The sequence below is a fragment of the Kitasatospora sp. NPDC015121 genome (assembly GCF_055562955.1).
In genome coordinates, this window is sequence record NZ_JBVHEH010000001.1 from 237,981 (window position 1) to 258,222 (window position 20,242).

The 20,242-nt window shown below is 76.3% G+C and carries 19 protein-coding genes; 9 read left to right on the forward strand and 10 right to left on the reverse strand.

Features of this window, described 5'->3' with window-relative positions; all coding sequences use genetic code 11:
- Positions 1-233 precede the first annotated feature (233 nt).
- On the forward strand, positions 234-725 hold the full coding sequence (locus ACZ3J7_RS01045) for a hypothetical protein (RefSeq protein ID WP_465615487.1): 492 nt from the start codon (positions 234-236) through the stop codon (positions 723-725).
- Here the strand turns inward: ACZ3J7_RS01045 and ACZ3J7_RS01050 are convergent.
- Positions 715-1,644, reverse strand: coding sequence for a DMT family transporter (locus ACZ3J7_RS01050; RefSeq protein WP_465615489.1), 930 nt, complete (start codon positions 1,642-1,644; stop codon positions 715-717). The genes ACZ3J7_RS01045 and ACZ3J7_RS01050 overlap by 11 nt on opposite strands.
- Before the next feature lie 44 nt (positions 1,645-1,688).
- Between ACZ3J7_RS01050 and ACZ3J7_RS01055 the strand changes: the two genes are divergently transcribed.
- Complete coding sequence (locus ACZ3J7_RS01055; protein WP_465615491.1) at positions 1,689-3,104, forward strand: aminotransferase-like domain-containing protein; 1,416 nt, start codon at positions 1,689-1,691, stop codon at positions 3,102-3,104.
- A gap of 14 nt (positions 3,105-3,118) precedes the next feature.
- Here ACZ3J7_RS01055 and ACZ3J7_RS01060 read toward each other — a convergent pair whose 3' ends face one another.
- Entirely contained in the window at positions 3,119-3,967 is an 849-nt protein-coding gene (locus tag ACZ3J7_RS01060; RefSeq protein ID WP_465615493.1) for an EamA family transporter, read from the reverse strand.
- 240 nt (positions 3,968-4,207) lie between these two features.
- Here ACZ3J7_RS01060 and ACZ3J7_RS01065 point away from each other — a divergent pair, with 240 nt between their 5' ends.
- From ACZ3J7_RS01065 to ACZ3J7_RS01075, 3 genes are all read left to right on the forward strand, one after another.
- On the forward strand, positions 4,208-5,140 hold the full coding sequence (locus ACZ3J7_RS01065; RefSeq protein WP_465615494.1) for a 1-phosphofructokinase family hexose kinase: 933 nt from the start codon (positions 4,208-4,210) through the stop codon (positions 5,138-5,140).
- Positions 5,141-5,174: 34 nt separating this feature from the next.
- Positions 5,175-5,906, forward strand: coding sequence for an alpha/beta hydrolase (locus tag ACZ3J7_RS01070; protein WP_465615496.1), 732 nt, complete (start codon positions 5,175-5,177; stop codon positions 5,904-5,906).
- 154 nt (positions 5,907-6,060) lie between these two features.
- Positions 6,061-6,987, forward strand: a complete 927-nt coding sequence (locus tag ACZ3J7_RS01075; RefSeq protein WP_465615830.1) for an ROK family protein — start codon at positions 6,061-6,063, stop codon at positions 6,985-6,987.
- Positions 6,988-7,003: 16 nt separating this feature from the next.
- Here ACZ3J7_RS01075 and ACZ3J7_RS01080 read toward each other — a convergent pair whose 3' ends face one another.
- Both ACZ3J7_RS01080 and ACZ3J7_RS01085 read right to left on the reverse strand, forming a co-directional pair.
- Positions 7,004-7,996: a YdcF family protein gene (locus ACZ3J7_RS01080; protein ID WP_465615498.1), complete on the reverse strand. Its 993-nt coding sequence runs from the start codon at positions 7,994-7,996 to the stop codon at positions 7,004-7,006.
- Positions 7,997-8,079: 83 nt separating this feature from the next.
- A complete protein-coding gene (locus tag ACZ3J7_RS01085) occupies positions 8,080-10,143 on the reverse strand; it encodes an MDR family MFS transporter (protein WP_465615500.1) in 2,064 nt (687 codons plus the stop codon).
- A 110-nt stretch (positions 10,144-10,253) separates the two neighbouring features.
- Here ACZ3J7_RS01085 and ACZ3J7_RS01090 point away from each other — a divergent pair, with 110 nt between their 5' ends.
- Together ACZ3J7_RS01090 and ACZ3J7_RS01095 are read left to right on the forward strand one after the other, a co-directional pair.
- Positions 10,254-10,781 (forward strand): SigE family RNA polymerase sigma factor, encoded by a 528-nt coding sequence (locus ACZ3J7_RS01090; RefSeq protein ID WP_465615502.1) that lies wholly within the window; start codon positions 10,254-10,256, stop codon positions 10,779-10,781.
- Positions 10,782-10,817: 36 nt separating this feature from the next.
- Positions 10,818-12,014, forward strand: a complete 1,197-nt coding sequence (locus ACZ3J7_RS01095) for a hypothetical protein (RefSeq protein ID WP_465615504.1) — start codon at positions 10,818-10,820, stop codon at positions 12,012-12,014.
- Between the two features lie 97 nt (positions 12,015-12,111).
- Here ACZ3J7_RS01095 and ACZ3J7_RS01100 read toward each other — a convergent pair whose 3' ends face one another.
- The 4 genes from ACZ3J7_RS01100 to ACZ3J7_RS01115 all read right to left on the reverse strand — a co-directional run bounded on the left by ACZ3J7_RS01100 (position 12,112) and on the right by ACZ3J7_RS01115 (position 16,336).
- Complete coding sequence (locus ACZ3J7_RS01100) at positions 12,112-13,794, reverse strand: serine/threonine-protein kinase (RefSeq protein ID WP_465615506.1); 1,683 nt, start codon at positions 13,792-13,794, stop codon at positions 12,112-12,114.
- Between the two features lie 191 nt (positions 13,795-13,985).
- Positions 13,986-14,912 (reverse strand): helix-turn-helix domain-containing protein, encoded by a 927-nt coding sequence (locus ACZ3J7_RS01105; protein WP_465615508.1) that lies wholly within the window; start codon positions 14,910-14,912, stop codon positions 13,986-13,988.
- 257 nt (positions 14,913-15,169) lie between these two features.
- Positions 15,170-15,607: an ATP-binding protein gene (locus ACZ3J7_RS01110; protein ID WP_465615510.1), complete on the reverse strand. Its 438-nt coding sequence runs from the start codon at positions 15,605-15,607 to the stop codon at positions 15,170-15,172.
- A gap of 246 nt (positions 15,608-15,853) precedes the next feature.
- Complete coding sequence (locus tag ACZ3J7_RS01115) at positions 15,854-16,336, reverse strand: Lrp/AsnC family transcriptional regulator (RefSeq protein WP_465615512.1); 483 nt, start codon at positions 16,334-16,336, stop codon at positions 15,854-15,856.
- Between the two features lie 111 nt (positions 16,337-16,447).
- On the opposite strand from ACZ3J7_RS01115, the gene ACZ3J7_RS01120 reads away from it, so the two are divergent.
- The gene (locus ACZ3J7_RS01120; RefSeq protein ID WP_465615514.1) at positions 16,448-17,599 is read left to right on the forward strand and encodes a trans-sulfuration enzyme family protein; all 1,152 of its coding nucleotides are present in this window, start codon (positions 16,448-16,450) and stop codon (positions 17,597-17,599) included.
- 50 nt (positions 17,600-17,649) lie between these two features.
- Here the strand turns inward: ACZ3J7_RS01120 and ACZ3J7_RS01125 are convergent, their stop codons facing one another.
- Entirely contained in the window at positions 17,650-18,459 is an 810-nt protein-coding gene (locus ACZ3J7_RS01125) for a DUF1028 domain-containing protein (protein ID WP_465615516.1), read from the reverse strand.
- Positions 18,460-18,650: 191 nt separating this feature from the next.
- Between ACZ3J7_RS01125 and ACZ3J7_RS01130 the strand changes: the two genes are divergently transcribed.
- Positions 18,651-19,928, forward strand: coding sequence for a benzoate/H(+) symporter BenE family transporter (locus tag ACZ3J7_RS01130; RefSeq protein ID WP_465615518.1), 1,278 nt, complete (start codon positions 18,651-18,653; stop codon positions 19,926-19,928).
- On the opposite strand, the gene ACZ3J7_RS01135 is transcribed toward ACZ3J7_RS01130, so the two are convergent.
- On the reverse strand, positions 19,925-20,236 hold the full coding sequence (locus tag ACZ3J7_RS01135; protein WP_465615520.1) for a GNAT family N-acetyltransferase: 312 nt from the start codon (positions 20,234-20,236) through the stop codon (positions 19,925-19,927). The genes ACZ3J7_RS01130 and ACZ3J7_RS01135 overlap by 4 nt on opposite strands.
- Positions 20,237-20,242: the final 6 nt, after the last annotated feature.

Consider the following 20,242-nt stretch of genomic DNA (forward strand, 5'->3'; position numbering starts at 1 on the left):
CGTCCCGTGCGGGGGGCCCCCGGGGGGGGGGGGCGGGGGGGGGGGGGGGGGGGGGGGGGGGGGGGGGCCCCCCCCCCCCCCCGCTCCACCCCCGGAAGCCGGTACCCGGACCCTCCGCGGCGGAACGCCTCCCCGGCCGGTGCGAGGGAGGTCACAGGACGGCGACCGGGCCCCCGCGGCGGCGGCGACTGTGATGCACTGGGCCCCTTGCCGAACGAAGGGGAGCGTGCGACATGGACCTGCAGACCGACTACTTCCGGGCCGCCGACCAGGCCGCCGTCCAGAAGGTGATGGCCGTCGGGGAGCGCCCGGCCGCCGAGGCCTTCGAATCCGTCCGCGCCAAGGGGGTCGACCCCACCGTCGCCCTCCCCCACCTGGTGGTCGCGCTCCGCGGCGAGGGCAGCCCGGTCAAGGAGGCGCCCGACCGCTCCGTGTGGCCCACCGGCCTGCAGCCCTGGCACCCCGAGGCCCCCGCCACCGCGGTCGACTTCGAGGACCCCTGGATGACCGGCCCCTGGGTGGTCGAACTCCCCGACGAGACCCGGGACGCCCTCGCCGACATCGACCGCAAGCGGCTCCCCCAGCTCACCACCCAGTGGGGCCGCACCGACGAGATGAAGCACGTCGAACGGGTCGAACTCATGCGCCTGATCCACCAGTTGGGCGTCCTGGCGCGCCGCGCCAAGCAGGACGGCCAGCACCTCTACTGCGCCCTCACCGCGTAGCCCGTCCGGCCCGCTGGGTGACCGCGATGCAGGCGACCACCGCCAGCGCCGTCGGCACGGCGCTGGCGGGCAGCGTCTCGGCGAGCAGCAGCACCGCCCAGCAGAGCGTCAACAGCGGCTGCGCGAGCTGGAGTTGGCTGGCGCGGGGGACACCGATCGCGGCCATCCCGCGGTACCAGACCACGAAGCCGCCGAACTGCGAGACCGCGGCCAGGTAGCCGAGCCCGGTGACGCCGTGCCAGCTCCAGTGCACGGGCTCGACGGCGAGGGCGAGCACCCCGGTGAGCGCGGTGACCGGCAGCGCGGCGACCACGCCCCAGCCGATCACCTGCCAGCCGGGCATCTCGCGGGCCAGCCGGCCGCCCTCCGCGTAGCCGAACGCGCAGACCAGCAGCGCCCCGAACAGGTACAGGTCGGCGGTGGTCAGGCCCGCGCCGCCGCTCTGCCGGACGGTGAAGGCGAGCACGGCGGCGGCCCCGGCGGTCGCGGCCAGCCAGAAGGCGCGCGGCGGCCGGGCCTTGGCGCGCAGCGCGCCGACGGCCGCGGTGGCCAGCGGCAGCAGGCCGATCACCACGGCGGAGTGCGCGGTGGAGGAGAGCCGCAGCGCGAGCGTGGAGAGCAGCGGGAAGCCGACCGCGCAGCCGACCGCGACGGCGGCCAGGCCGGGCCAGGCCGAGCGGGGCGGGACGCGGGCGCCGGTGGCGAGCAGGCAGGCGCCGGCCAGCAGCGCGGCGAGGATGCCGCGCAGCCCGGTGACCGTCCAGGGGCCGAAGCCCTCCAGGGCCCAGGCGGTGGCGGGGAAGCTGAACGAGAAGGCGAGCACCCCGAGGGCGGCCTGCGCGGTGCCGCCGGTCCGGTGCGTCCCGGCCGTCCCGACCGCTATCGAGCGGAGTCCAGTAGCGCTATCGTGTGCTGACATACAGGACGGTAGCAGTTGCCGCCCGGTCGCCGGAAGGGCCCTCGATGAGCGTGCAGGAGCTGACGGACGCGCTGCGCACCACCGTGCTGCGCTACTCGCCCGGGGAGCGGATCCCCAGTAGCAGGGAGCTGGTGGAGCGCTACCGGGTCAGCCCGGTCTCGGTGTCCCGGGCGATCCGGGAGCTGGTCACGGAGGGCGTGGTGGTGTCCCGGCCGGGCGCGGGCGTGTTCCGGGCCGAGCCGCGCCCGGCGCCCGCGCGGCAGGGCGACTTCTCCTGGCAGGAGGTGGCGCTCAGCGCGGAGGCGGGCGCGCCGCCGGCCCGGGTGGTGGACGCCTCGGGGGTGCTGGCCGCGCTCGCGCTGGCCCCGCCGGAGGTGGTCGACCTGAACAGCGGCTACCCGCACGCGGCGCTGCTGCCGGAGCGGGCGCTGGCGGGCGCACTGGCCCGGGCCGCCCGCCGGCCGGGCGCGTGGGGACGGCCGCCGCTGGAGGGGCTGCCGGAGCTGCGCGGCTGGTTCGCCCGCGAGTTGGGCGGCGGGGTGACGGCGGCGGAGGTGCTGGTCACCGCGGGCGGGCAGAGCGCGCTGACCTGCGCGCTGCGTTCGCTGGCCCCGCCCGGGGCACCCGTCCTGGTCGAATCCCCCACCTACCCGGGCCTGTTGGCGATCGCCCGGGCGGCGGGCCTGCGCCCGGTGCCGGTGCCGGTGGACGCGGACGGGGTGCTCCCGGAACGGCTGGCCGAGGCGTTCGCGGCGACGGGGGCGCGGCTGTTCGTCTGCCAGCCGCTGTTCCAGAACCCGACCGGCACCGTGCTGCCGGTCGAGCGGCGGCGGGCGGTGCTGGCGGCGGCCGAGCGCGCGGGCGCGTTCGTGGTCGAGGACGACTTCGCCCGGCTGCTGGCGCACGCCGACGCGGGCGAACTGCCGCCCCCGCTGGCCGTGGACGACCCGAACGGCACGGTGGTGCACGTCCGTTCGCTGACCAAGGCGGCCTCGCCGAGCCTGCGGGTGGGCGCGCTGGTGGCGCGCGGCCCGGCGCTGGCCCGGCTGCGGGCCGTCCAGGCGGTGGACTCGTTCTTCGTCCCGCGCCCGCTCCAGGAAGCGGCGCTCGAACTGGTCACCGCCGCCGACTGGACGCGCCACCTGCGCACGCTGGCACGCGAGTTGGCCGACCGACGGCAGCTGTTCGCGGCCGCCCTGGCCCAGCGCGCCCCGACCCTGCTGCCGGCCCGGCTGCCGCGCGGCGGCTTCCACCTGTGGCTGCCGCTGCCCGCCCAGCTCGACCCGGCCGCCTTCACCGCCGCCGCGCTGCGGCACGGCGTGGCGCTCTCCCCCGGCCCGAACTACTTCACCGCCGAACCCGCCCCGCGCGTCCGGGTCAGCTACGCCGCCGCCGAGACCCACGGCCAACTCACCACCGCCGCGCACCACTTGGGTGCAGCCCTGGAGTCGCTGGGCTGACCCGGCCCACCCGTTCAGTGCGCGAACTCCAGCAGCGCGATGCCGGCCAGCACGGTCGCGCTGGCGGCCAGCCGCAGCGTGCCGAGGCGTTCGCGCAGCACCAGGGCGCCGATCAGGGCGGCGATCACGATCGAGGTCTCGCGCAGCGCGGCGATGGTCGGCAGGTCGCCGACGGTCTGCGCCCAGACCACCAGCCCGTACGCGGTGAGCGACATCAGGCCGCCCGCGACGCCGACCGCCCGCCCCTCGCGCAGGGCGGGCAGCAGGGTGCGGCGGCGGACGGCGGCCACCGCGGCGAGCACGGCCAGGCCCTGCAGGACGAACATCCAGGCGATGTACCCGGCCGCCGAGTCCGCGGCCCGCACCCCGCCCGCGTCCACCACGGTGTAGCCGGCGATCAGCGTGCCGTTGCCCAACGCCACCCCGATCGCCGGGAGTCGGGACCGCCCCGGGGCGCCGCCGACCAGCGCCAGCCCGGCCAGGCCGAGTGAGATGACGGCGACGGCGACCACCTGGCCGGCGGGCAGCGGGCGGCCCAGGACGGTGGCGGCCAGCAGGGCGACCACCGCCGGGGAGGTGCCGCGGGCGATCGGGTAGAGCTGCCCGAAGTCGCCGAGCCCGTACGCCCGGGCCAGCAGCAACTGGTAGCCGGTCTGGAGCGCGGCGGAGCCCAGCAGGTAGGGCAGCGCGGCCGGTCCGGGCAGCGGGACGAACAGCGCGAGCAGCCCGCCGAACGCCACGAAGACCAGGTTCATCTGCGCCACCCCGGCCAGCCGGTCCCGCACGCCGTGCACCAGCGCGTTCCACACGGCGTGCAGCAGCGCGGCGGCCAACACCACCACCGGGACGGCGCCCTGGGTCACCGGCTCCCCCTCCGACCTATCCGACAGCCCCAAAAGATGTACAGCCAACTTAACGCCCCGTCCGGCCCTGCGGACCCCCACCCCCGACCCCGCCGCCCGAACCTTCACAAATCCCCCATTGCTGCTCGAAGCTGCGCGAAACCCGATATGATCATGCAGATTCAGTCAGCTCAGCTCAGTCCACCGCCAGCTCCGCCGGCCCCGCCCGGCGAACGACGAACACCTTGGGGGGCGTCCGCCGTGATCCTCACCGTCACGCCGAATCCGGCCCTGGACGTCACCTACGCCGTCCCCGGCTTCCGCCCGCACACCAGCCACCGGGTCGCCGAGGTGGTCGCCCAGGCCGGCGGCAAGGGCGTCAACGTGGCCCGGGTGCTGGCCGCGCTGGGCCGGCCCGCCCGGTGCGTGCTGCCGCTCGGCGGGCCGACCGGGGAGAGCGTCCGGGCCGACCTGGCCGCCGCCGGGCTGGACCACGCCGAGGTGCCGGTCACCGGCGACACCCGGCGCACCGTCACTGTCGCGGACGGCGCCGACGCCACCGTGCTCAACGAGCCCGGCCCGGCGCTCACCGCCGCCGAGTGGGACGCCCTGCTCGGCGAGACCGCCCGCCACCTGCCGCAGGCCTCCGTCCTGGTGCTGGCCGGCAGCCTGCCGCCCGGCGCGCCCGCCGACGGCTACGGCCAACTCGTCGCGCTGGGACGCCAGTTCCACCTGCCCGTGGTGCTCGACGCGGACGGCCCGGCGCTGCTCGCCGCGCTCCCGGCCCGCCCCACCGTGATCAAGCCGAACGCCGCCGAGCTCACCGCCGCCACCGGCCTGCCCGACCCCCGCGACGCCGCCCGGGTGCTGATCCGGCGCGGCGCCGAGTCCGTCCTTGCCTCGCTCGGCCCGGACGGCCTGCTCGCCGTCGACCGCCAGGGCGCCTGGCGCTGCGCCCCGCCCGCCGCCGTCACCGGGAACCCCACCGGCGCCGGCGACTCGGTGGTCGCCGCCCTCGCCGCCGGTCTCTCCGGCAACGCGGGCTGGCCCGCCGTCCTCCCCGACGCGGTCGCCCTCTCCGCCGCCACCGTCCTGCACCCCCGGGCCGGCCACTTCGACGCCCCCGCCTACCGCCGGCTGCGCGCCGCCCTCACCGCCACCCGGATCGGCGGCGTCACCTCGCCCGCCCCCTGACGCCCCCGCCGCCCGGCCTGGCATCGTTGCCCCCATGAGCCCGACCACGGTCACCACCCTCGGCTACGGCCCCGAGCGCCGGCCCGTCGACGTCCACCGCCCCGCCGCTCCGTCCGGCGGGCCCGGCCGGCCGCCCGCCGTGCTGCTCTGGCACGGCCGGGGCGCGGACGAGCGCGGGGTGCTGGCCCCGCTGGCCCGGGCCGCCGCCGCGCTCGGCGTCCTGGTGGTCGTCCCGGACTGGCGTCCGCACGCGCCGGACGGCGGCCGGGCCGACCTGCTCGCCTCGGCCGCGTTCGCCCGCGAACTGGCGGGGCCCGTACCGCTCGCCCTGGCCGGCTGGTCGCTGGGGGCCCGGGCGGCCGTCGGCGCCGGGCTGGCCCCGGGCGGGTTCGACGGGTTCCGCCCGTGCGCGGTGGTCGGCCTGGCCGGCTCGTACGACACCCCCGCCCGCAGCACCGGCGGCGTCCCGCTCGACGACCTGCGCTCGGCCGCCCGCGACGTCCCGGTCCACCTGCTGCACGGCGCCGGCGACCTGATCGCCCCGCCCGGGGGCTCCCGCGCCCTGCACGCCGCCCTCCTCGCCCACGGCCACCCCGCCACCCACCGCGAACTGCCCACCGACCACGCGGGCGTGATCGGCGCCGAGTTCTCCCCCGAAGCCGGACGCTGCGTGCCCGCCACCGGCCCGCGCGCCCTCGCCGCCGGCCGGGCCGCCGCCGAGGCGCTGGCCGCCGCCGCCCGCACGGGTACCGCGCTCCCGGAGTGACCGCCCGGCGGTCGGCCCGCCCGGCGCGCGACCACGCCGACCGCACCGGCCGCACCGGCCGCACCCCGCCGCTGACCTGCGGTTTCCGGTAGCCTGGCCAGTCCGACAAGTCACCCGGAGTCGGACATGTCAGGAGGTGCGCACCGTGACCGGCATTCCCTCCCCGCTGGTGGCCGCCGTCGACCTCGGCGGAACGAAGACCGCCGGCGCGATCGTCACCGGCAGCGGCGAGTTGCTGGCCCGCGCCGAGTGCCCGACGGCGGCGGACGGGGACGCCGAGGCGGTGTTCGCGGGCGTCGCCCGGGTGCTGGACGAGCTGGCCGGGCACCCGGCCTGGCCCGGCGTCGCGGCGGTCGGCGTGGGCAGCGCGGGGCCGGTCGACGCGGCGGCGGGCGCGGTCTCCCCGGTCAACATCCCGTCCTGGCGCGGCTTCCCGCTGGTGCGGCGGATCGCGGAACGGGCCGACCGGCCGGTCCGCCTACTGGGCGACGGGGTGGCGCTCGCCGAGGCCGAGCACTGGCTGGGCGCCGCCGCCGGTTACCGCGACGCGCTGTGCATGGTGGTCTCCACCGGTGTCGGCGGCGGCCTGGTCCTGAACGGCCGGGTGCACCCCGGCCCGAGCGGCAACGCCGGGCACATCGGCCACGTGAGCGTCCGGTGGGACGGCGAGCCCTGCCCGTGCGGCAGCCGGGGCTGCCTGGAGGGCCTGGCCAGCGGCCCCGCGATCGTCCGCCACGCCCGCACCGCCGGCTGGCGCCCCACCGAGGGCGGCCCGCTGACCGCCCGCGCCGTGGCCGCCTCCGCCCGCACCGGCGACGGCGCCGCCCTTACCGCCTTCGACCTCGCCGCCCGCGCCCTGGCCGCCGCGATCGCCGGCACCGCCGCCCTGGTCGAGCTCCAGGCCGTCGTCATCGGCGGCGGCGTCGCCCAGGCCGGCCCGCTCCTCTTCGACCCCCTGGCCCGCCACCTCTCGCTCTACACCGGTCTGCCCTTCACCCGCGGCATCCACCTCCACCCCGCCCGCCTCGGCCCCGACGCGGGCCTGGTCGGCGCCGCCGCCGCTGCCCTGCGCACCACCTGAGGGCCGGTCCGGGGGCCTAGAAGCTCAGCGACTCGGCAACCAGCAGCGCGACCACCGCGAGGTTGGCCCAGCGGTAGACGACGAGCAGCGCGACGAACTCGCGGATGGTCGCGCTGGGCCAGAAGTACGCGGCGGTGGGCGAGCCGAGGACGTGCCCGTGGACGCCCTCGCGGCGGGCGAACACGGCGGCCCGGAAGGCGTGGAAGTTGTTGGTGACGACGACGCAGCGGTAGTCGGGGTCGGCGGCGGCCATGATCGCGTGGCTGAAGCGCAGGTTCTCCTCGGTGGTGCGGGAGCGGTCCTCGCGGACGATCCGGTCGGCGGGGAAGCCGCGTTCGACCAGGTGGTCGGCCATCGCGTCGGCCTCGGGGAGCTGTTCGTCGGTGCCCTTGCCGCCGGAGACGAGCAGCAGCGGGGAGCGGCCGCGGGCGACCTGCCGCTCGTACAGGCGGCGGCCCCGGTCGAGGCGGCTGGCGAGCAGCGGCGGGATGCGGTTGCCGTTGAGCAGGCCGGCGCCCAGCACGACCACGTAGTCGACGTCCTCCCGGGGGACCAGCCGGCCGTACAGGTAGGCGTAGCCGACGAAGCAGGCGAAGAGGAAGGACAGGTAGCAGGCGACCACGAAGACGGTGCGGGCGACCGCCACCAGGGTCGGCGAGTCGGCCCGGGTGGCGGCCAGCAGGAGGGCGAAGACGGTCAGGATGCCGAGGCCGCAGAGCAGGGCGAGCAGGTTGGCGGGGCGGCGGCCCTCCCGGCGGACCATCCGCAGGCCGTTGGCGATGAGCAGCCCGGCGAGGACCAGGCTGCCGAGCGCGGGGACCAGCACCAGCACGATCAGCAGCGCCTCGGCGGCGACCGAGTCGGCCCGGTGCAGGGTGGCGAGCAGCGCGAGGGTGAACAGGGTGACGGAGAGGCCGAGGAACACGGCGTTGCCGAAGCGGCGCCGGTCGCGCAGCATGCCGACGCCGAACAGCAGCAGGAAGACGGAGGCGAGGACGTACAGGAGCATGGTGGGCACCCTAAGCCGTGTCTGCCCCGCCCCGGGCGAAAGATGCGGGACGGGGCGGGGCGGGCGCGGCGGGGCGGGGTGCTTCAGCGCCGGCCGGCCAGCAGGCCGCCCTTCTCGGGGAGGCCCTCGGCGAGGTCCTCGGCGACCATGCGTTTGGCGATGGCGTCGGCGGCGGCGCGCAGTTCGGCGCTGCGCGGGCGGCCGCGGTCCTCCTCCAGGCGCTGGTTGAGCCATTCGGACCAGGCGCGGGTGATCGTCCGGGCCTCCTGCAGGCCGGCCTCGGTGTGCTGGTAGAAGCCGTCGTGGGCCTCCAGGAAGCCTTCGGCGACCATCCGGTCGAACACCGGCTGCAGGACCTCCGGGGGGATCCGGCGGCGGGCGGCGACCAGGTTGAGGCTGGCGTGGCCGACGGTGCGGGTGAACAGCTCGACCTGCATGACGGCCCAGGCGCCGGCCACGTCCAGCCGGGTGCCGGAGGAGTGGACGACCTGTCGGGCGGTGTCCAGGCCGACCCGGCCGAGCAGTTTGGCGACGGAGAGTTCGAGCAGCCGCACCGAGTCGCCGGAGGACGGCTGGGCGAAGCCCTCGCCCATGTCGGAGGAGCTGGCCCGGGCGGTGTCGCGGAGCTTGACCTGCTTGAGGAAGAGCGCGACGACGAAGCCGGTCAGCGCGACCGGGACGGTCCACAGGAAGACGGTGTGCAGCGAGTCGGCGTACGCCTGGACGACCGGCGCGGCCTGCTCGGGCGGCAGCTGGTGGACGCCGTGCGGGCTCTGCGCGGCGGCGGCGAGCTGCTGCGGGTCGGCGCCGGTGGCCCGAGCGGTCCGGGCGACGGCGTCGGTCAGGTTGGTCTTCAGCGAGTTGGTGTAGATGGTGCCGAAGACGGCGGTGCCGAACGAGGAGCCGAGGGTGCGGAAGAAGGTGACGCCGGAGGTGGCGGTGCCCAGGTCGGCGTAGTCGACGGTGTTCTGCACGGCGATGGTGAGCACCTGCATGCACAGGCCGATGCCGAGGCCGAGCACGAACATGTAGACGCTGGCGAGCCAGGCGCTGGTGCCGACGTCCAGCCGCGAGAGCAGGTACAGGCCGACAGCCATCACCAGCGAGCCGACGATCGGGAAGACCCGGTACCTGCCGGTCTTGGAGACCACGTTGCCGGAGAAGATCGAGGCGATCAGCAGACCGAGCACCATCGGCAGGGTGCGCACGCCGGAGACGGTCGCCGAGTCGCCGTCGACGTACTGCAGGAAGGTCGGCAGGAAGGTCATCGCGCCGAGCATCGCGAAGCCGACGATGAAGCTGAGGATCGAGCAGACCGTGAAGACCTGGTTGCGGAACAGCCGCATCGGCAGGGTCGGCTCGGGGGCCCGGGTCTCCACCCAGCAGAACAGGGCGAGCGCGACGACGCCGGCCGCGAACAGGCCGATGATCACGGCCGAGCCCCAGGCGTACTCGTTGCCGCCCCAGCTGGTGGCCAGGATCAGCGCGCTGGCGCCGATCGCGACCAGCGTGATGCCCAGGTAGTCGACGATCGGGCGGGACGCGGACTTGACCACCGGGATGTTCCGGGCCGCGGCGATCACCACCAGGATCGCGATCGGCACGTTCACGTAGAACGCCCAGCGCCAGGACAGGTGGTCGGTGAAGAGTCCGCCGAGCAGCGGGCCGATCACCGTGGAGACGCCGAACACCGCGCCGATCGCGCCCTGGTACTTGCCGCGCTCGCGCAGCGGGATGACGTCGGCGATCAGCGCCATCGAGGTGACCATCAGGCCGCCGGCGCCGATGCCCTGGACGGCCCGCCAGAGGATCAGCAGCAGCATGTTGGTGGACAGGCCGCACAGGAAGGAGCCCAGGATGAAGACGACCGTGGAGACCTGGAAGACGATCTTGCGGCCGAACAGGTCGCCCATCTTGCCGACCAGCGCCGTGGTGACGGTCTCCGCGAGCAGGTAGGAGGTCACCACCCAGGACATGTGGGACGCGCCGCCGAGGTCCGCCACGATGGTGGGCAGCGCGGTGCCGACGATGGTCTGGTCGAGGGCGGCCAGCAGCATGCCCAGCATGATGGTGCCGAACACGACGTTCCGCTGCCGCCGGTCGAGGACGGGTGGGGCTGCCTGGCTGACTTCGCTGGAGGTGGTCACCTCCGCATCGTCACACTTCGTCCCCCTTTGCTCATCCTGACGGACCGACACGCCGACGCACGCTCAGCCGATGGTGCGACAGGAAGCCCGGCCCGTCGCGTTAGAGGGGCATGGACAGCCCGACACGTAGCGGCACCGACGGCAGCACCCCGGAGTTCCGGGACTTCGCGGCCGCCCGCGCTCCCCACCTGGTGCGCACCGCGTACCTGCTGACCGGCGGTGACGCCCACCTGGCCGAGGACCTCGCCCAGGAGGCGCTCGGCAAGCTGTACGGCAGTTGGCGCCGGGTCTCCCGGATGGAGAACCCGGCCGGGTACGCCCGCACCGTCCTGGTCAACACCTTCCTCAGCCACCGGCGCCGGCGCAGCAGCGGCGAGCACGTCACCGACACCTTCGTCGAGGCGCCCGCCCCCGGGCCCGACCCGGCGCTGCGGGTCGCGCTGCTCGCCGCGCTCGCCGAACTCCCGCAGCCGGACCGGGCCGTGCTCATCCTGCGGTACTGGGAGGACCTCGGCGTCGAGGAGACCGCCACCGCGCTGCGGACCACGCCCGGCGCCGTCCGCTCCCGCGCCTCCCGGGCCCTGGCACGGCTGCGCGGCCGCCTCGGCGACCAGCTCGCCGACCTCGCCCAGCCCTGACCCCTCCTCCCTCCCAGCCCGCCACGGAGCTCCGCCATGCCCTCGTCCTCGTCCTCCGAAGAAGACTTCGTCCGCGCGCTGCGGGCCGGCGCCGAACTGGCACCCCTGGTGTCCGGCGACGACTTCGCCCTGCGCGCCGAGCGGCGCGGCCGCCGCCGCGTCCTGCGCCGCCGGGCCGGCCTGGCCTCGGCCGTCGCCCTGGTCGCCGCCGCCGCGCTCGTCCCCGTCCTGCTGCCCGACCGCGCCTCCCGCACCCCCGCCCCGGCGGCGAGCCCGCCCGTGGTGGACAGCGCGTTCATGCTGGGCACCCTGACCTCGCTGCTGCCCCAGGACGGCACCGTCCGCGACGGGCAGGGCCTCGCCCCCGACCCGAACGAGCCCGGCCGGGTCCCGCAGGCCTACCTCGGGTACACCGACGGCAGCGGCCGGCAGGCCCAACTGCTGCTCTTCGTCGACCGGGTCGCCACTCCGCTCAGCACCGACGCCCAGCGCCTGCTCTGCTACGAACCGATCGTCCCCGGCAACGCCACCTGCGACCCGGCCACCCGCCCGGACGGCTCCCGCCTGCTGACCACCGGCTACGGCGAGGCCGGCGCCGGCGGCCGCAGCCTGAACGTGGCGTACACCCTGCCCGACGGCCGCCAGGTCCAGGTCCAGGAGATCGCCACCGACCACTCCGCCCGGGAACTCCCGCTGGACCGGGCGAAGTTGACCGAGATCGTGACCGCCCCGCAGTGGCAGTGGGTCTTCGGCCCGCTCGGCACCGCCCCCTCCCGCCCCCCGGCCCGGCCCGCCCCCGCCGGGGACCGGATGCTCGCCGCCCTCACCCCCCTGCTGAACGGCCTCCAGCCGGGCACCGCCCACACCGCCACCGACCTCCCCGGCCGGATCCGGGTCGACCTCACCGTGAACGGCCGCACCAGCCCCCTCCTGCTCAGCGTCACCCCCGGCTGGCGCCGCAGCTACCCCGCCGACCCGCAGGCCTCCTTCAGCGCCGCCCACCGCAGCGTCAACCGCCTCGCCGACGGCACCCTCACCAGCACCACCACCCTCAACAACCCCCAGGACCCCTCCGGCGGCGGCTCCATCGTCGACGCCCTCCTCCCCGACGGCACCATGGTGGGCCTGCGCCTCTGGAGCTCCACCACCCCCGACGGCCGCCCCGGCGACCCCGTCCTCACCATCGACCAGCTCACCGCCATCGCCGCCTCCCCCACCTGGTCGACCATCTGAAAGCCCCGACCGGGCACGGCCCCGCCGGAGCAAGGCCCCGCCCGGGGCCCGGGGGAACCGCAGGATCGAGCCGCCGAGGGCTGGTGGGGCCCCTCCGTCAGGAGTTCCGCGGGAGGTCGCCCGTGTAGTTCTGCTGGACGAAGTGCAAGGACCCGTCCCGGTTGGGCGTCAGCACGCCGTCACCGGGCAGGGCGGTGCAGCCCTCGCTGACGGTGTCGGGCAGGGCGCGGAAGACCAGTCGGGTCCTGCTCGCCGAGACCAGGGCCGCCTCGTTGGTGCAGGCGACCTGGTTGGTGCCGAGGCCGCCGTCGGTCTCCACGTAGCCGAGCGCCTCGCCCACCGCGCCCTGGTGGATGGTGAACCGCACCACGATCCGGACCGAGTTCCCGGAGGCGCTGGTCGGCCCCTCGAAGGTGCCCAGGAACGCCTCCGGGACGACCGCGTCCTCGTCCACCGTCGCGGAGGGCGACGGCGAGGGCGAGGGCGGTGCCTCGGCCTTCTTGCTGTCGTGCCCGGCCGGGGTGGCGGACACCGCCGGGCTGGCGGCCTTCCCGGTGGCGGCGGCCGCCGAGGCGCTGGGCTTGCCCGAGGCCTGCCCGTTCCCCTCCGGCCCCCGGGTCGCGGCCCACACGCCGACGCCCGCCAGCACCGCCGCCGCCACGCCGACGGCGACCAGCGGTCCCGCCTTCCGCCCGGCCGACGGCTGCGGCGGCTGCTGCTGCTGCTGCACGACGCCGGGGTACGGGTACGCGCCGGGCGGCGTCGGCGCCAGGTACGGGTTCGGCCCCTGGTAGGGCGCCGTCGGCGCCTGGTACGGGGCGGGGGGCACCTGGTGGGGGGCGGTCGGCGGGGCGGCCGGGGCCGGCTGTTCGGGGCGGGACTCCAGGTCGAGCAGCGCGACGGCCATCCGCGCCACCTGCTCGGAGACCGCGCCGGGCAGCCAGCCGCGTTCGCCGAGCCGGGTCTCGCCGTTGGCGCTGCGGGCCAGCAGGTCGCGGACGGCGGCGGGGGTCGGCCGGCGCTCCGGCTCCTTGTCCAGGCAGCGGCGCACCAGGTCGAGCAGTTCGCCGCCCAGGCCGCCGAGTTCCGGCTCCTCGTGGACGATCCGGTAGAGCAGTCCGGCGGCGCTGTCCTGCTCGCCGAACGGGGCCCGGCCGGTGGCGGCGAAGGCCAGCACCGCGCCGAGCCCGAACACGTCGCCGGCCGGGCCGGACGGGCGCCCCTTGGCCTGCTCGGGCGACATGAAGCCGGGCGATCCGACCACGTACCCGGAGCGGGTCAGCGCGGAGGTGGCGTCCAGGGCCCGGGCGATGCCGAAGTCGATCAGCCGGGGGCCGTCCAGCGCGAGCAGCACGTTCGACGGCTTGACGTCCCGGTGCACCAGGCCGAGCGCGTGCACCGCCTCCAGCGCGTCGGCCAGGCCGGTGCCCAGGGCGCGCACGGTGGTGGGCGGCAGCGGGCCGAACTGCCGCACCGCGTCCGAGAGCGAGGGGCCGGCGACGTAGCCGGTCGCCACCCAGGGCTGCGGGCCCTCGGTGTCGGCGTCCAGCACCGGCGCGGTCCACCGTCCGCCGACCCGCCGCGCCGCGGCCACCTCCTGCCGGAAGCGCTGCCGGAACTCCCGGTCGGCGGCGAACTCCTGGCGGACCGTCTTGACGGCCACCGTCCGCCCGCCGGCCGTCCGCCCGAGGAACACCTCGCCCATCCCACCGGCCCCCAGCCGCCCGAGCAGCCGATACGGCCCCACGACCTGCGGGTCACCCTCGCCGAGAGTCTCCAACGTTCCTTGCTCCTAGGCCGGTTGCCGCGTCAACAGCGAACGCCGCGCGATCGCTCACGAGACCTTCACAGCGCACCCTAGAGGGCCCCTCTCCCCACCGGCACCGATCGCCCGATATCCGTACCGGATCGGGACCTGACGGTGACTCGGCCCCGACACGACCCCTGACCCGCCCCGGCCGGAGTCGCCCCTCACCCCACCGTCCCGGAGGCCGTGGTGCCGCGCACCGCCGTGCGGAAGGCGATCGGCGTGGTCCCCGTCCGCTGGTGGAAGAACTTGGCGAAGTTCGCGGCGTCGGCGAAGCCGAGGTGGTCGGCGATCCGGGCGGCGGAGCTCTCGCTGTGGGCGAGGAGGCGCTTGGCCTCCAGGACGACCCGGCGGTCGACGAACTCCTTGGCGCCCACGCCCGCCGCGGCGAGCGTCGCGCGGGAGAGGGTGCGCGGGGAGTAGCCGAGCAGGCGCGCGTAGTCCTCGACCCGGCGGGTGCGGGTGTAGTGGTGCTCGACGGCCTGCCGGAAGCGGCGGTAGGTCTCGCCGGGTTCGGTCGCGGCGGCGCCGCAGGGCACGGCGGGGTGGGCGAGGCGCAGCAGGAGCGCGGCGAGCAGGTGGCGGAGCAGGGCGCGGTGCACCTCGGCGGGGAGGTCCGCGCCGGAGGCGTACTCGCGGTGGAGGTGCCGCACGGCGTGTCCGAGCGCTTCGCGGTCGGTTCCGGCGGTGGGCAGGACGGCGGCGGCGAAGGGGTCGTCGAGGCGGGCGGCGGCGACCGTCGCGGGGTCGGGGAAGCCGGGTTCGAACAGGACCAGGGTGCCGTCGGCGTCGCCGAGTTCGCCCCACTGCTGGACCTGTCCGGGCCGGACCCAGAGCCAGCTGCCGGGTTCGACGGTGTGCGCGGTGAAGTCGACGGTGTGCCGCAGGGTGCCGCGGTCGAGGGTGAGCAGGTGGTGGAAGGCGGGCCGCTGGGGGCGGTGGAAGCCGTCGGCGGGGGCGGTCGCGGCGGCCCGGCGGGCGCGCAGTTCGGCCAGGGTCATGACTTCGACGCCGGCCGGTGCGCCGGGTGGCGCGGTGAACGGGACCTCGGGGATCGCCGTCCCGGACGCCTGGGTTTCGCTCGCTCGCATGGTCACCACATCCGCTGCCAGGCTACCTCCGGTCGATCTTCCACCGGGAGGGCGGCGCCCGGCCTTATTGCGAGTCAGTTGCAATAACGGCAGGCATGCAGCAGAGTGGAGGCTGCGGGGTCGTCCGACGATCGTCTTCCCAACCGGCGTCCGCCGGGACGCGGCGCCGGCCCCGCGCCAGCCTCCCCCGGCGCCCGTCCGGGACCCCCGGCCCCGCCCGGGTCCGGCCTCCGGTCGCGCTCAGTCGTCGGTCGCGCTCAGTCGTCCAGCGGGAGCCGTACGAGCATGGTCTTGCCCCCGCCGTCCGGGTCCGCGACGGTCTCCACCAGGCCCCCGGAGAGCGCGGCCAGTTCGTGCACCAGGCCCAGGCCCCAGCCGCCGCTGCCGTCCTCGTGCGGCACCTCGGGGCGCTGCGGGCAGTGCGGATGGCGGTCGTGCACCCGGATCGTCAGTTCCCTTACCGCGAAGTCGAGTTGGAGCGTGGTGCGGGGCGAGCGCGGGGCGGCGTGGCGGACCGCGTTGGTGACCAGTTCGCTGACCACCAGCAGCACGGTGTCGGTCAGCGGGTGGTCCGCGTCCAGTCCGCGGGCGGCCAGCTCGGCGCGGACGCCTCGGCGCGCCTCGGGCACGGACGCGGGCACGGTGTCCAGGCTCAGGCGGTAGCGCACGGTCTGGGGTGGGTCCGCGACGGCCATGGTCGGTCCCTTCGACGTACAGGGGCGACCGGGTGGGAGCGGGAGGGCGCCGTCGTCCGGCCGCGTGGGGGCTCGGCAGCCCTGCCCCGCCCGTGACGAACCGGACAGATGACCGATACCCAGTACGGTAAGGCCGAACGCACCGGACTGCGGCGGCGGATGCTGGACAGTGGCCACAACTCGCCACCACCCCCGCCACCCCGCGCACCACGCCCCGCCGGATCGCCCGACCGATCCGACCCGGCGTCAGACCACCTGCCTGGCGCCGGGGATCCGTTCGAAGACCAGGTTGGTGCGGGTCTGGGCGACCGCCGGGTGGGTGGTCAGGTGGTCGACCACGAAGCAGCGCAGCGCCTCCGGGTCGGCCACCGCCACGTGCAGCAGGTAGTCGTCGCTGCCCGCCATGTGGAACACCGCCAGCACGCCCGGCAGTTCGGGCGCGGCGACGCGGAAGCTGCCGTTCTGCTCCCGGGTGTGCGCCCGCAGCCGCACCGAGATCATCGCCTGCAGCGGCAGCCCGACCGCGGGCAGGTCCAGCTCCGCGTGGTAGCCGGAGATCACCCCGCGCTCGCGCAGCGCCCGCACCCGCGCCAGGCAGGTCGACGGGGCGATGCCGACCCGCTGGGCCAGCGCGTTGTTGGGCGTCCGGGCGTCCGCCAGCAGGGCCCGGACGATCGCCCGGTCGACGGCGTCGAGCTCCGCCGAGCGGGCCCGTGGAATGTTCGGCATCCGACCAGCGTGGCGGCCCGTGCCGAACATCCGCAAGACCGCGTCGCGGCCCGCCGAATCATCTGCCGCCACTCTGGTCATTCAACGCTTTCGACTTCACCATCGAGCGCCATGAGCCGACTCGACACCCGAGCCGTGCACGCCGGCCGCGAAGACCTCGCCGGACTCGGCACGCACGTCCCCCCGCTCGACCTGTCCACCACCTACCCCGTCCCGGACCTCGCCGCCGGCGGCGACGCCTACCAGGCGCTGGCCGGCGGCGGCCGGCCGCCCGCCGAGGGCGGGCTGGTCTACCAGCGGCTGTGGAACCCCACCGTCGCCCGGTTCGAGCGGGCGCTGGCCGAACTGGAGGGCTGCGCCGAGGCGGTGGCCTTCTCCTCCGGGATGGCCGCGCTCTCCGCCTGCCTGCTCGCCGCCTCGGCCGAGGGCCGCCGGCACGTGGTCGCGCTGCGTCCGCTGTACGGCGGCTCGGACCACCTGCTGGACTCCGGGCTGCTCGGCACCGAGGTGACCTGGGCCACCCCCGACACGCTGGCCGCCGCGCTGCGCCCGGACACCGGCCTGGTCCTGGTCGAGATGCCCGGCAACCCGACCCTGGACCTGCTCGACCTGGCCGCGATCGCCGAACGCTGCGGCGAGGTGCCGCTGCTCGTCGACAACACCTTCGCCACCCCGGTGCTCCAGCGGCCCGCCCGGCACGGCGCCACCCTCGTCCTGCACTCCGCCACCAAGGCGATCGGCGGGCACGGCGACGTGCTCGCGGGCGCGGTCGCCTGCACCGCGGAGTGGGCGGCCCGGCTGCGCCGGGTGCGGGCCGTCACCGGCGCCGTGCTGCACCCGCTGGCCGGCTACCTGCTGCACCGCGGCCTGCAGACGCTGCCGCTGCGGGTGCGCGCCGCGTCCGCCTCGGCCGCCCGGATCGCCGACTGGCTGGCCGGGCATCCCGAGGTCGCCGCCGTGCACTACCCGGGCCGCTCGGGCTCGCGGCTGCTCGGACGCCAGCTCCTGGGCGGCGGGAGCACGCTGGCCTTCGAGACGGCCGGCGGCTTCGCGCACGCCGCGGCGGTCGCCGAGCGCTGCGAGCTGATCACCCACGCGGTCTCGCTGGGCGGCGTCGACACCCTGATCCAGCACCCGGCCTCGCTCACCCACCGCCCGGTCGCCGCCGCCCACAAGCCGGGCCCGGCCCTGCTGCGGCTCTCGGTCGGCCTGGAGGACCCCGACGACCTGATCGCCGACCTGGAGAAGGCGCTGATCCGCTGAGCGGGGCCGGCGCCCCGCCACCACGCGGCCGGCCGTCACGCGGCCGGCCGTCACGCCCCGGCGGCCGACCGCAGGTGGTCCAGCACCAGCGGGTCTATCCGGCCCTCGGCGAGGCGGCCCTCCAGGTTCTCCACGCCCGCCCAGCGGTCCAGCGAGTCGTAGCCGAGCCCGCGCAGCAGCCGTTCGACCTCGGCGGCCAGCTCGCCCTCCAGCGGCAGCAGCGACGCCGGGTCGGACGCCCCGTGCAGCACCTCGTGCACGGCCAGCAGCCGGCCCAGCTCGGCCACCGGGTCGGCGTGGTCGTCCACCCGCAGGTCGTACGCGGTGTCGCCCCAGCCGCCGACGCCCCGCCCCGGGTCGACTACGTACAGCGCGGCGCCCTGCCGCCCCCGGGCGTCCCCGCCCGCCGCGTCGCCCGCCGCGAGCGCGGCCAGCAGCCGGGCGGCGAACGGCAGTTCGGCGGAGGCCAGCCAGGCCGCCGCCATGTCGCGCACCACCTCGGGCCCGGTCAGGATGTTCCCCTGCACCGCGTACCCGTCCCCGGCCAGGCCGCCCGCCCAGGGCAGGCACTCCTCGCCGGTGTACGTCACCGAGGTGCCGTCCGCCCCGACCACGCCCACCTGCCGGTGCGCCCGGCCCTCGTCCGCCGCCAGCAACGCCGCCAGCACCCCGGCCGGGGCGACTCCGCTGCGCAGCAGCGCCATGCCCTGCGGGCGGTACGCCACGTTGGCCCAGGCCTGCGTCGCCAACGCGCCGACGCCGACCTCGGCGGCGGGCACCAGCGCCCCGACGGACAGGAACTTGCTCGCCACGGCGACACCGAGAGCGGTGCCCTGCCGGGCCACGATGGAGAAGGTCACGACCGGCGACAATAGCCCCCACCAGGCAGTTCGTCCACGCCCCGCCCGCCCTCCGGCACATCCCGGCAAACCCGGCAGAACACCGGCCCCTCCCCGGCGGGCAGGCGGGCAGGCGGGTCGCCCCCGGCCCGCGCCGACCGGCCTCCGCCGGGGCGGGCGACGGGGTGGCGGGGTGACGGAATACTGCTCCCATGCCAGATCACCGGACCGCCGCTCCCGCCGGGCCCGCCGCTCCCGCCGTTCCGGCCCCGGCCGGCTCCCCCGCCCCGCCGCCGGACCGGCCCTCGCTGCGGCGGGACGCCTCGCTGCCCGCCCTGCTGGCCGGCCTGGTGTGCATCGCCGTCTCGTTCTCCGGCCCGCTGGTCGTCGTGCTCGCCGCGGCCGCCGCCGGGCGCCTGGACCAGGCGCACACCGCCTCCTGGATCTGGGCGGTGTCGATCGGCAGCGGACTGTCCTGCCTGCTGCTCAGCTGGTGGACCCGCACCCCGGTCATCACCGCCTGGTCGACCCCCGGGGCGGCGCTGCTGATCGGCAGCCTCGGCGGGTACCCCTACCCGGAGGCGGTCGGGGCGTTCCTGCTCAGCTCGGCCGCCGTCGCGCTGTTCGGGGCGACCGGCCTGTTCGGGCGGCTGGTCGGGGCGATCCCGACCGGCATCGTCGACGCCATGCTGGCCGGCATCCTGTTCGCCTTCGGCGCGGGCATCTTCGCCGAACTGCACGCCACCCCCGCCCTGGTGCTGGGCACCTTCGCCGTCTTCCTGCTGGCCAAGCGCCTGGTGCCGCGCTACGCCGTCCCGCTGGCGCTGCTCGCGGGCGCGCTGCTGGCCGCGGCCACCGTCGGGCTCCCGTTGCACCTCGGCTCCGGCGGTCCCACCCGTCCCGTCTGGACCACCCCCGCGTTCTCCTGGTCGGCCGCCGTCGGCCTGGCGCTGCCGCTCACCATCGTCGCGCTGGCCTCGCAGAACGCCCCCGGCCTCGGCATCATGCGGGCCTCCGGCTACCGGCCCGACGACCGGCTGCTGGTCGGGGCGACCGGCGGCCTGTCGGTGCTGCTCGCGCCGTTCGGCTCGCCCGGCGTCAACCTGGCGGCGATCACCGCCGCGATCTGCACCAGCCCCGAGAGCCACCCCGACCCCCGTCGGCGGTACGTGGCCGGCATGTCCGCGGGCGTGCTCTACCTGCTGGTCGGCAGTTTCGGCGGCGTCCTGGTCAGCCTGTTCACGGGCCTGCCGCCCGCCCTGGTCGCGGTGATCGCCGGCGTCGCCCTGCTGGCGTCCTTCCAGGGCAGCCTGGCCGCCGCGGTCACCCGGGAGCGGGGCCGCGACGGCGCGGTGGTCACCTTCCTGGCCACCGCCTCCGGCATGACCCTGTTCGGCATCGGTGCCCCGTTCTGGGGCCTCCTGCTGGGCCTGGCCACCCACGCCGTCCTGACGTACCGCCCCCGGCGAGGCCCGGCGGAGGAAGCCTAGAGCTCGAACCTGGCCCGCTTGGCCTCCGGCACCAGGTCGACGTACTCCGGGTGCTTGGCGATCCAGCCGCGGATGAACGGGCAGTACGGCAGGACGCTCGCGCCGCGCTCGCGGACGGTGTCCAGCGCGGCGCGGGCCAGCTTGCCGGCCAGGCCCTGGCCCTCGAAGGCGGGCTCGATGACGGTGTGCACGAAGGCCACCGTCCGTCCCTCGTCGCGGAGTTGGTACTCGGCGAAGCCGGCCGGGCCGGCCTCGGTGCTGATCTCGAAGCGGGACTGCTCGGCGTTGTCGCGGACCTGGGGTTCCATGACCGT